9 protein-coding genes are annotated in these 11,283 nt (G+C 71.6%); all 9 read left to right on the top strand.

What is annotated here, in order from left to right:
- The first annotated feature begins 25 nt into the window (after positions 1 to 25).
- Positions 26 to 364, top strand: a complete 339-nt coding sequence (locus FHU28_RS15620; protein WP_184684862.1) for an ArsR/SmtB family transcription factor — start codon at positions 26 to 28, stop codon at positions 362 to 364.
- Positions 361 to 624 (top strand): hypothetical protein, encoded by a 264-nt coding sequence (locus FHU28_RS15625; RefSeq protein WP_184684864.1) that lies wholly within the window; start codon positions 361 to 363, stop codon positions 622 to 624. The genes FHU28_RS15620 and FHU28_RS15625 overlap by 4 nt, the downstream gene beginning before the upstream one ends.
- Before the next feature lie 58 nt (positions 625 to 682).
- On the top strand, positions 683 to 2,983 hold the full coding sequence (locus tag FHU28_RS15630) for an MMPL family transporter (RefSeq protein WP_221453205.1): 2,301 nt from the start codon (positions 683 to 685) through the stop codon (positions 2,981 to 2,983).
- Positions 2,980 to 3,609, top strand: coding sequence for a DUF4097 family beta strand repeat-containing protein (locus tag FHU28_RS15635; RefSeq protein WP_184684866.1), 630 nt, complete (start codon positions 2,980 to 2,982; stop codon positions 3,607 to 3,609). The genes FHU28_RS15630 and FHU28_RS15635 overlap by 4 nt, the downstream gene beginning before the upstream one ends.
- Before the next feature lie 131 nt (positions 3,610 to 3,740).
- Positions 3,741 to 4,514 (top strand): thioesterase II family protein, encoded by a 774-nt coding sequence (locus tag FHU28_RS15640; RefSeq protein ID WP_260413458.1) that lies wholly within the window; start codon positions 3,741 to 3,743, stop codon positions 4,512 to 4,514.
- Complete coding sequence (locus FHU28_RS15645; protein ID WP_184684870.1) at positions 4,511 to 4,717, top strand: MbtH family protein; 207 nt, start codon at positions 4,511 to 4,513, stop codon at positions 4,715 to 4,717. Before FHU28_RS15640 ends, FHU28_RS15645 begins: the two co-directional genes overlap by 4 nt.
- The gene (locus FHU28_RS15650) at positions 4,714 to 10,524 is read left to right on the top strand and encodes a non-ribosomal peptide synthetase (RefSeq protein WP_184684871.1); all 5,811 of its coding nucleotides are present in this window, start codon (positions 4,714 to 4,716) and stop codon (positions 10,522 to 10,524) included. Before FHU28_RS15645 ends, FHU28_RS15650 begins: the two co-directional genes overlap by 4 nt.
- 97 nt (positions 10,525 to 10,621) lie before the next feature.
- Positions 10,622 to 10,954, top strand: a complete 333-nt coding sequence (locus tag FHU28_RS15655) for an ArsR/SmtB family transcription factor (RefSeq protein ID WP_184684873.1) — start codon at positions 10,622 to 10,624, stop codon at positions 10,952 to 10,954.
- A 17-nt stretch (positions 10,955 to 10,971) separates the two neighbouring features.
- The gene (locus tag FHU28_RS15660; RefSeq protein WP_311773595.1) at positions 10,972 to 11,235 is read left to right on the top strand and encodes a hypothetical protein; all 264 of its coding nucleotides are present in this window, start codon (positions 10,972 to 10,974) and stop codon (positions 11,233 to 11,235) included.
- Positions 11,236 to 11,283 lie beyond the last annotated feature (48 nt).

Consider the following 11,283-nt stretch of genomic DNA (forward strand, 5'->3'; position numbering starts at 1 on the left):
TCTTACACATAAAGGGGCCTTGCTGATGGACGGGTCACCTCTGACCGAGGTGAGCTTGCTGGGAGTGCTCTCGGCGCTCGGAAATCCACACCGGATGCGCATCGTGGCGCGGCTGGCCGAGGGGCGCGACTACGTCAGTCGGTTGGCTCGCGAGGTGGGTATCAGTCGGCCGCTTCTCCACATGCACCTGCAACGGCTGGAGACCGCCGGGCTGATCGTCGGAACGCTCGAACTGGGGGAGGACGGCAAGGCCATGAAGTACTTCGAGCTGGTGCCGTTCGACCTGGTGCTGAGTCCGCCGGTCGTGGCCCGTGCGGTGGGCTCCCGCGACGAGAGCGAACCGGAGAGGGGGGAGAGTCGATGAACCCCGGCGACGACCTCACCGGCCTGCTGGCGGTGGCCGGCATCATCCTGGTCCTGGTCCTGGTCATCACCCAGCTCGCCGCTACCTGGCGGGCCCGCATCGTCGCGCAACGGGACGACGACCGTTACCGCGAGCTCAACCAAAAGTATGCCGAGCTGCTCCTCGAGCACGAGGACCTGCGCCAGCGGGTGGCGAACGAGCTGACCGGCGTGCGCCAGTCCGTGACCTCGATGGAACTCATGATGCGCGAGCTGGATTGAGCCGCTCCGCCCTCCATGAGATGAGCTCCTCCTTTTCGTTCATCCAGGAAGGACAGTCATGCCAGGGAAGGCATCGCCGGCGCCGACGAAGGGGCTCATGATGGAGCGGATAGTGGGCTGGTCCAGCCGCAATCCCAAGAAGGTCATCGTCGGCTGGATCCTCCTGGTGGCCGCGGCGGTGCTGCTCGGCGACGTGGCGGGCTCGGGCGCCAAGACCACTGACGCCGGCGAGGCCGGCAAGGCGCAGAGCATGATCCGGGCGCAGAAGGTGACCTCCTCCTACACCGAGAACGTGCTCATCGAGGCGCAGAACCGGGACCGGCCGTTCCTCGGCACTCCCGACCTGGAGAACGCCGCCAGAGACCTGAGCGGCCGGCTCAAGGCGCTGCCCGGAGCCACCACCGACATCGTGACCCCGCTGGACGACGAGCGGACGCGGGCGGCGCTGGTCTCCACGGACGGCAGGTCCGGCCTGGTCAGCTTCACGATCCCGGGCCCCGGGGCAGAAGCCGACAAGCACTTCGCCGAGATCAAGAAGGAGCTCGGCGCGGTCCAGGACGCGCACCCCGGCGTCCGATTCGCGATGGCCGGTGACATCTCGCTGACCTCCGCGATCGACAAGGCCGCCGACGACGACCTGGCCCGCGCCGAGCAACTGTCGCTGCCGGTGACGCTGATCATCCTGATCCTCGTCTTCGGCGCGCTGGTCGCCGCCGCGGTTCCGGTATTCCTCGCCGCCACCGCGGTGTTCGCCGGGCTCGGGTTCCTCGGACTGGTCGGCACGGTCATCCCGGCCAACAGCACGGTGTCGTCGGTGGTGCTGCTGATCGGTATGGCGGTCGGCGTGGACTACTCGCTCTTCTACCTACGCCGCGAGCGGGAGGAGCGGGCCGCCGGCAAGGACGCGAGTGAGGCGCTGAAGATCAGCGCACGGACTTCCGGGCATGCCGTCGTCGTCTCCGGTATTACCGTGATCCTGTCGCTGGCCGGCCTGTTCCTCGCCCAGGTCGACACCTTCAACGGGATGGCCATCGGCACGATCATCGTGGTGAGCCTGGCGGTGCTCGGCTCGGTCACCGTCCTGCCGGCCCTGCTGAGCCTGCTCGGCCGCAAGGTGGACGCGCTACGCATCCCCTTTCTGGGCCGCTCCCGCACCACTGCGACCAGTTCCCGCGGCTGGTCGGCGATCGCCGGCGCCGTGTCCCGCCACCCGATAGTGTTCGGCGGCATCGCGCTACTCGCGCTGGTCGGGCTCGCCCTGCCCGCGTTCGGGATGAAGCTCAGCGAGCCCGGGCAGCTCGACTCGCTGCCGCGCAGCATTCCGGCGGTCGACGCCGGGGTCCGGCTGCAGCAGGCGTTCCCCGGCGGCGCGGACCCGGCCCAGGTAGTGGTCTGGGGCGCCGGTGCCACCACCGGCGCCGCCGAGCGGGCCGTCGCGGAGTTGCGCCGCGAGGCCGCCGCGAGCGACCTGCTCGGCGACCAGATCTCGGCCTCGCCGGTCGGCGACGTGCTCAGCATCAAGGTCCCGCTGGCCGGTAGCGGCACCGACGACACCTCGGTCGAGGCCCTGCGGACGCTGCGTGAGGACGTCCTGCCCGAGGCGTTCGCGAACACGCCCGACCTCGAGTACGCCGTCGGGGGCCGCACCGCGGGTCTGCACGACTTCGCCGAGGTGCTCAAGGCGCGTACCGCCTGGGTCATCGGCTTCGTCCTGGTGCTGGCGTTCGTGGTGCTGGTCATCGCGTTCCGGGCACTGCTGGTGGCCGCGGTCTCGATGGTGCTCAATCTGCTCGCCATCGGTGCGGCGATCGGCATCGTCGTCCTCGGCTTCCAGAACGGTGACTTCGCCGACCTGCTGGGCTTCTCGTCCTTCGGCGGCGTGGTCAACTGGCTGCCGTTGTTCATGTTCGTGATCCTGTTCGGCCTGAGCATGGACTACCACGTCTTCATCCTCAGCCGGGTCCGGGAGCGCTGGGCCCGGGGCGAGTCCGCCCGGGAGGCGGTCGTCCGCGGCGTCGGCAGCAGCGCCGGGGTGGTGACCAGCGCGGCCGTCGTCATGATCGCGGTCTTCGCGATGTTCGCGACGCTCTCCGGCATCGAGTACAAGATGCTCGGTGTCGGCATGGCGGTCGCGATCCTCATCGACGCGACGATCGTCCGGGGCGTGCTGCTTCCGGCGGCGCTGTCGCTGCTCGGCGACCGGGCCTGGAGCCTGCGTGGGCGGCCCGCCACGGCGCCCGAGTCCGACCCCGAGTCCGTCGCCGTATCCGTCCGCGCCGCCTCCGACGAGAACGACAACGATGCCGAATCCCTGAGCCACGCGGCGTCCACCACGACCACGAGGAGTGAAAATCGATGAGAATCCCGACGAAGGCAGGCGTAAGCGCGCTGGCGATCGCGACGTGCGCGATGCTCGTCGCAGGGTGCGATCCGGGCGGATCCGACAACAGCGCCGTGGACACGTACGACATCAGCGACAAGGTCAACACCCTGTCCCTGACCGGTCGTGGCGGCAACGTGACGCTCACCGCCTCGGACTCCGGCTCGGTCAAGGTCACCGAGGACCTGCGCTACTCCGACACCAAGCCGAAGACGTCCCACGACGTGAACGGCAGCACGCTCAACTTGGTCGACAACGGCTGCGGCAAGGACAACTGCCACGTCGACTACAAGATCGAGTTGCCCGAGGGCACCGTCGTGAAGATCAAGACCGACGGCGGTGACATCACCGGCCGCGGGCTCGGCGCGGACACCACGGTCACCACCGCCGGTGGCGACATCGACCTGCAGTACGCCACCGCTGCCGACCTGGTCGACGTGACCAGCGAGGGCGGCAACGTGAAGATCAAGGTGCCGTCCGGGCCGTACGAGGTGGACGCGAGCACCGAGGGCGGTGACCGTACGGTCTCGGTGCAGGCCGTCCCCGGCTCCGCTCACAAGATCAGGGCGAAGTCCGGCGGTGGCGACGTCACCGTCGCCAGCTGACCCGGCGGAGGACACAAGAAATATAGACTCGCGAGGCACAGTGCGGTCTCGGACGGTCGCCGCCGTCCGGGACCGGGCCGTTCGTCGGCCACGAGCAGAGAGTCTCCACGCTCATGACTGTTGCCAAGCACATGGCGGCGCGTGACTGCTTTCGGGTGATCGCGCCTCGACCCGCCGCACGGCTCACGCTCTTCTGTTTCCCGCACGCGGGCGGTGCCGCCAGCGCTTTCCACCATCTGGCGGTGCTGCTTCAGCAGGACATCGAGCTGGTCGCGGTGCAATACCCGGGCCGACAGGACCGCTACGGCGAACCGCTGCCCCGGACGATGGCCGAGCTGGTCGACGAGATCACCGGCGCGATGCTGAAGCGCCTGGACCGGCCCGCCGCGTTCCTCGGGCACAGTATGGGCGCCACCGTCGCGTTCGAGGTGGCCCGGCGCCTGCGCGCCCGACGCCCGAACGCCCTGCGGCACCTGTTCGCCTCCGCTCGCCGCGCCCCGCACCACGACAATAGCCAGGCGCTGCGTTTCCCGGACGACGAGTCGTTGCTGCGCTACGTCGACTCGCTCGGCGGCGTCGGCGCCCGGATGCTGACCGACGCCGGGGTGCGCGAGCTCGCGATGCCGGTCCTGCACGGCGACTTCCGGCTGGTCGCCGACTACCGGTACACCACAGGCGCCCCGCTGACCTGCCCGATCACGGTCATCGCCGGGGACAGCGACCCCTCATTCACGGTGGACCACGCCCGGGAATGGCGTCGGCACACGGTTGCCGGATGCGACACCCGCACCGTACCGGGCGGACACTTCTACCTGGAGACCGCGCCGGCTGCGCTCGCGCTGCTGATCGCCGAGAAGCTCGCCGCCGACCTGCCCGTGCGCGAGAACGCCGGGGGGCAGCGATGAGCGGCAACCCGTTCGACGACGCGGAGGGGCGGTTCCTGGTACTCACCAACGACCAGGGCCAGCACTCGCTTTGGCCGGCCGCGGTTGCGGTGCCTGCCGGCTGGACGGTCGCGCTGGCCGAGTCCGAGCGCGCCGAGTGCGTCCGCTACGTCGAGCGGAACTGGACCGACCTGCGCCGCCACCCGCGCGAGCAGCCGAAGTGACAGGCGCACCGCGGCTTCCCGACGCCATCGAGGCGGCCCTGCCGCTCACCCCGCTGCAGGAGGGCCTTCTGCTGCACGCGGTCCAGGATCAGGACGACGGAGCCGGGCAGGGCGGGATCGACGTCTACACCACCCAGCTCCGGCTTGACCTGGCCGGCGAGCTCGACGCCGCCCGACTGCGGTCGGCAGCCGACCAGCTGATCGCCCGGCACGGCGCGCTGCGCGCGGCGTTCCACCACCGTGGGCTCAAGCGTCCGGTGCAGCTGATCCACCGTGAGGTTCCGGCGGCGTGGAGCGAGCACGATCTGACCGGAGCGCCTCCGGCGGCCCGAGAGGACGAGGCGACCCGGATCGCCGACGCCGAACGGGCCGCCGGGTTCGCGCCGCACCGGCCGCCGCTGCTGCGCTTCACCCTGCTCCGGCTCGCTCCCGGCCGGCACCGTCTCGTCCTCACCGTGCACCACCTGATCTGGGACGGCTGGTCGGTGCCGTTGGCCCTCGGCGAGCTGTTCACCAGCTACGTCGCCGGCCCGTCCGGGGCGTTGCCGCCGGCACCCCAGTTCCGCGACTTCCTCGCCTGGCTGCGCGCCCAGCCGACCGCGCCCGCCGAGAAGGCGTGGACCGCGACGCTCGCCGGGCTCGAGGCGCCGACCCTGTACGCGCCGCACGCCGCGAGCCTTCCCGCGGTGCGGCAGCGCGAGGTCCGCGTCGTGCTACCCGCGGAGCTTGCCGACCGGCTCGCCGACCAGGGCCGTCGCCACGGCTACACCCTCGGCACCGTGGTCCAGTTCGGCTGGGGTGTGCTGCTGTCCCGCCTTCTGAACACGGACGACGTCATCTTCGGTACGACCGTGTCCGGCCGCCCCCCGGTGCTCGCCGGCGCCGACCGGATCATCGGCCTCCTGCTCAACACCGTGCCGGTGCGGTTGCGACTGCACGGCGACGAGACCGCCGTGGCCTGCCTCGTCCGGCTCCAGGCCGAGCAGGCGGATCTGATCGAGCACCACCACACCCCGCTGGCCGCCGTGCAGCGCGCCGCCGGGCACCCGGCGCTGTTCGACACCACGACGGTGTTCCAGAACTTCCCGCTCGACCACCAGGCGGTCACCGGCCCACTCGTCGCGGCGGGTGTGCGGATCACCGGCGTCCGCATCGAGGACTCCACCCACTACCCGCTCCGTCTGGCCGTCACCGCCGGCGACGGTCTGGAGTTGCGGCTGGGCCACCGCCCCGACGTGATCCCCGAGCGCGAGGCGGCATCCCTGCTCGACCGGCTCGGCCGGGTGCTGGCCGGGGTGGCGTCCGACCCGGACGTCGCCGTCAACGACCTGGACCTGCTCGGCGCGGACGAGCGCGCCGACGTCCTGCACCGCTGGAACGACACCGCCGGCGAGGTGCCCGACGGCACGCTGATCTCGATGTTCGAGGCGCAGGTCGACCGTACGCCGGACGCGCCCGCGCTGCGCTTCGAGGGCGCCGGCCTCACCTACCGTGAGCTCGACGGGCGGGCGAACCGGCTGGCCCGGCGGCTGCTCGCCGAGGGGGCCGGACCCGGCCGGCTGGTCGGTGTCGCGCTGCCCCGGTCGTTCGACCTGGTGATCGCCCTGTACGCGGTGCTCAAGACCGGCGCCGCCTATCTGCCGGTCGACCCCGAGTACCCGGCTACCCGGATAGCTCAGCTGATCGAGGACGCCGACCCGGTCTGCGTCCTCACCGAGGGCGCCGATCTGCCCGGCCCGGCGCTGCGGCTGGACTTGCTCGACCTGAGCGAGGTGCCCGCCCACCGGCTGACCACGGCCGAGCGGCGGCCCGCGACCACGGACGACACCGCCTACGTGATTTTCACCTCCGGCTCGACCGGCCGTCCGAAGGGCGTGGCGATCCCACACCGCGGCATCGTCAACCGCCTTCGGTGGATGCAGGACCGGTACGGCCTGCGCCCCGGCGAGCGCGTCGCCCAGAAGACCCCGGCCGGCTTCGACGTGTCGGTCTGGGAGTTCTTCTGGCCCTGCCTGGTCGGCGCCACACTGGTCATCGCCCGCCCGGACGGCCACCGCGAACCCGCCTACCTCGCCGCGCTGATCCGCGAGGAGCAGATCACCACGATCCACTTCGTGCCCTCGATGCTGGGCGAGTTCCTCCGCGAACCGGCGGTGGCGACCTGCACCGGGCTTCGCCGGGTCGTCTGCAGCGGTGAGGCGTTGCCGGTCGACCTCGAGCGGCGGTTCTTCGAACTGCTGCCCGACGTGGAGTTGCACAATCTGTACGGCCCGACCGAGGCCTCGGTGGACGTCACCGCGTGGGAATGCCGGAACGAGCCGGGTGCGGTCACCGTGCCGATCGGGGCGCCGATCGCCAACATCCGCGTCTATGCGCTGGACCGGCGGCTGCGTCCGGTCCCGCCCGGCGTGGTCGGCGAGCTCTACCTGGCCGGCGTCGGTCTCGCACACGGCTATGTCGGCCGGGCCGGGCTGACTGCCGAGAGGTTCGTCGCCTGCCCGTACGGCGCCCCCGGCGAGCGCATGTACCGCACCGGGGACCTGGTCCGCTGGCGGTCCGACGGCGTGCTCGAGTACCTCGGCCGCAGCGATCACCAGGTCAAGCTGCACGGGCAGCGGATCGAACCGGGCGAGATCGAGGCCGCGTTCGCCGCCTGCCTCGGAGTTTCCCAATCACTGGTGCTGGTGCGTGAGGACCGGCCCGGCGTCCAGCGGCTCGTCGCGTACGTGATCCCCGACCCCGGAAGCACCCTTGTCCCAGCGGACCTGCTGGCGGCGGTGGCCGCCGCGTTGCCGGAGCACATGGTCCCGTCCGCGGTGGTCCTGCTCGACGCGTTCCCGGTCACCCCGAACGGTAAGGTCGACCGGGCCGCGTTGCCGGCGCCGGAGCTGCCCCGCCCCGGGCGCGGGAAGGGCGACGCGCCCACGTCGGCGGCCGAGGCGGCGTTCGTGGACGCGTTCGCCACCGCGCTCGGGCAGGACCGGGCCGGGGCCGGCGACAGTTTCTTCGACCTGGGCGGCGACAGCATCCTCGCGATGCGGGTGGTGTCGCTGGCCCGGCGTGCCGGCTGGATGGTCACCGCCAAGGACGTGTTCCGGCTGCGCACCGCGGCGGCTCTGGCGGCGATCGCCCGGCCGGTCGACGGCGCGGTGGCCGAGACCGTGGCCGATGCGATCGGGCGCGCGCCCCTGCCTCCGATCGGGTCGGCCCTGCTCGCTCGCGGCGGCGAGATCCGCGGCTTCCACCAGGCGGTGGTGGTCGAGATGCCGCCCGGCATCGACGATTTGGTGCTCGCCGCCGCGCTGCGCGACGTGGTGAACCACCACCACGTGCTGCGGGCCCGGCTGCTGGCCGGGGACGGTGGCTTCGAGATCCCGCCGTCCGGGGACGCGGACATCCTGCTTCCCACGCCCGAGGACCGGTCCGCGTACGCCGCCGCGGAATCCGCCCGGCGGCGTCTCGACCCGGCACGAGGGATCAATTTCCTGGCCGTCCGCGCCGTCGACGACCGGCTCGTGCTCTGCGCGCACCACCTGGTCGTCGACGCGGTCTCCTGGCGGGTGCTGCTGCCCGACCTGGCCGCGGCGGTCGCCGCGCGGAGCCGGGGCTCGGTCCCCACGCTGGAACCGGTGCCGGTCTCGTACCGCACCTGGGCACTGCGCCAGGCCCGCGGGGCGGCGGCGGGAAAGTGGCGCGACGAGCTGTCGTACTGGCGATCGGTGCTCGCCGGCGGTGAGCCCGTCGCCGCCCACGGCGTGGCCGGCGACGCGCGGCATGGCGAGATCACCGTGCCGGCGGACGTGGTCGAGCGGCTCGAGCGGGTGGCCGGGAAGTTCCATGCCCGGCTCGACGACCTGCTGATCACCGCGCTCTCCCGGGTGCTGACCGAGGACACGGCGTTGATCGACGTGGAGGGCCACGGCCGCCACGCCGACGTCGACCTGTCCCGCACCGTGGGCTGGCTGACCAGCGTGCACCCGGTCCGGGTGCGGGGTGCGGGCACCGACCTCCGGGCCGCCGTGCTGCGGGTGAAGGAGCAGCTGCGCGAGGCGCCGCGGGACGGGGCCTCGTACGGGGCGTTGCGCCCGCAACTCGCCGCACTCGGTACGCCGCCGGTCCTGTTCAACTATCTCGGCGACGTCGGCGGATCGGTCGCCGGGGCCTGGCCGGTGGTGACCACCGAGGCGCTTCCGCCGGGGACCGACCCGGGCATGCCGCTCGGCTACCGTGCCGAGGTGCACGTCCAGGCCCGCCCGACCGAGCGGGGGACCATCCTGCACGCGCTGTGGATCACCGCAGGCGGGGGCGCTGCGCCGGCCGGGCGATGGCGGGACGAACTGGTCGGGCTCGCCGGGTTGGCCGGCCCGGACGTCGTGGGCGGGCGCACCCCGTCCGACCTGCCGCTGGCGGCGCTGTCCCAGGCGGAGGTCGAGCGGCTGGAGTCGCTCGTGCCGGATCTGGCCGACGTCATGACGATGACTCCGCTGCAGGAGGGTTTCCTGTTCCACGCCGCGGAGGCCCGCGACGGCGGCACCTCCGACGTCTACACCACGCAGGTGCGGCTCGATCTGTCCGGGAACGTGGACCCGGCATCGATCCGGGCGGCCGGTCAGCGGCTGGTCGAACGCCATTCCGCGCTGCGTACGGGTTTCCATCAGCTCGACCGTGGCGTCGCGGTCCAGATCGTACGGTCCGGTGGTGTGCCGCGGTGGCGGGAGGCGGACCTCAGCGCGCTGCCCGGCGACGAGCGGGCGGCCGCCGCCGACCGCCTGGTCGCCGCCGAGCGTGGCGCCTTCGACCTGGACCGCCCACCGCTGCTGAGGCTGGCCCTGCTGCGGCTCGGGCCGGACGCGTGGCGGCTGGCGATCACCGGCCACCACATCGCGTTCGACGGTTGGTCGCTGCCGATTCTGGTGCGGGAGCTGCGGGAGCTGTGGGCGGATCCGGGGGTGTACGCGGGAGCCGCCGCGCCCTCGCATCGCGCGCACGTCGAGTGGCTGGCCGCCCGGGACACGGACGTCGCGGAACGGGCCTGGGCCGACAACCTGCGCGGCCTGCCCGGCCCGTTGCTGATCGCGCCGGAGAAGCCGGGTGCGGCCGGGACGGCCCAGCGCCAGCTCGGCCGCGACCTGACCGGTGACGTCGTACGCCGACTGCTTGACGCGCTACGCCCGCTGGGCGTCACGCTCAACACCGCGGTCGAGTTCGCCTGGGCGATGGTGCTGGCGCGGGCCTCGGGCCGGGACGACGTGGTGTTCGGCACGACCGTGTCGGGACGGCCCGCGGACCTGCCCGGCGCCGACCGGATGGTCGGGCTGTTCGTGAACACCGTGCCGGTACGGGTGCGGCTCGACCTCGGGCAGTCCCTCGGGCAGGCCCTGGCGTGGTTGCAGGCCGAGCAGACCGAGCTATTCGACCACCAGCACCTCGGGTTGGGTCGGATCCACCGGCTGACCGGCTGCACGCAGCTCTTCGACACCACGACGATGCTGGTCAACTACCCCTTCGACCTGGAGTCGCTCTCCGTGCCGGACGGCGCTGGCATCCGGGTCACCGGTCTCGGCCTCGACGACGCCACGCACTACCCGTTGCGGCTGGTCGCGGTCCCCGGGGCGGACGACGGGCTCACCGTGCGCCTCGGGTACCGGCCCGACCTGGTCACGATCGCCGAGGCCGAGGCACACCTGGACCGGATGGTGCTGGCGTTGGCGAGCCTGTCCGCCGGCCCCGATCTGGCGGTCGGAGAGATCGACCTGCTCACCGCCGCCGAGCGGGAGTCGGTCGTGACGCGGTGGGGCGGCTACTGACCGGCAGGCTCAGCGATTACTAACACCTGTCAGAACTCGTTGACGCACCCTCGGTGGGTGTGCGAAGCTTTGCGTGCGCCGGAAAGAGGTCACGCGGATGGATGTCACAGGTGATGACCTGCTCAAGATGTTGACGGCGCTGAACAATCAACACCGTCTCAGGATCGTGGGGATGCTCTCCAGCGAGCGGGACTACGTCAGTCGGCTGGCTGTGCGATTGGGCATGAGTCGGCCGCTGCTGCACATGCACCTCGCTCGGCTGGAGGCCGCGGGTCTCATCGAGGGAAGTCTCGAGCTGTCCCCGGGCGGTAAGGCGATGAAGTTCTTCGAGGTCACGCCGTTCGCACTGCATCTGACACCGCAGACGGTGGCGGAAGCGGTGAAGACGCTGACCGACGACCGGCGCGGCGAGAACGACGCAGAGCAGTGAGGGTGAGGGTGAGTGCGGTGGGTTCCACGAGCGACGACTGGGTGGGCGTACTGGCTGCAGCCGGCATCTTCGTCGTTCTCATCGTGATCGTGTGGCAGGTCGCCGCCACGTGGCGGGCACGTCTGGCCGCGGCACGGGAGAAGCAGTACCAGGAGCTCGCCGAGAAGTGCGCGCGCCTGCTGGAGGAGAACGCCGAGCTGCAGCGGCGTACGGTCGCCGAACTCACCCACGTCCGGGAGGCGACCGCGGCGATGGAGAAGATGATGCGTGAGGTCGGCTGACACCAAAAATATAGGCCTCATGGACACAGTGGAGCCCTGCGGATCACC

The organism is Micromonospora echinospora (assembly GCF_014203425.1).
Classification (GTDB): domain Bacteria; phylum Actinomycetota; class Actinomycetes; order Mycobacteriales; family Micromonosporaceae; genus Micromonospora; species Micromonospora echinospora_A.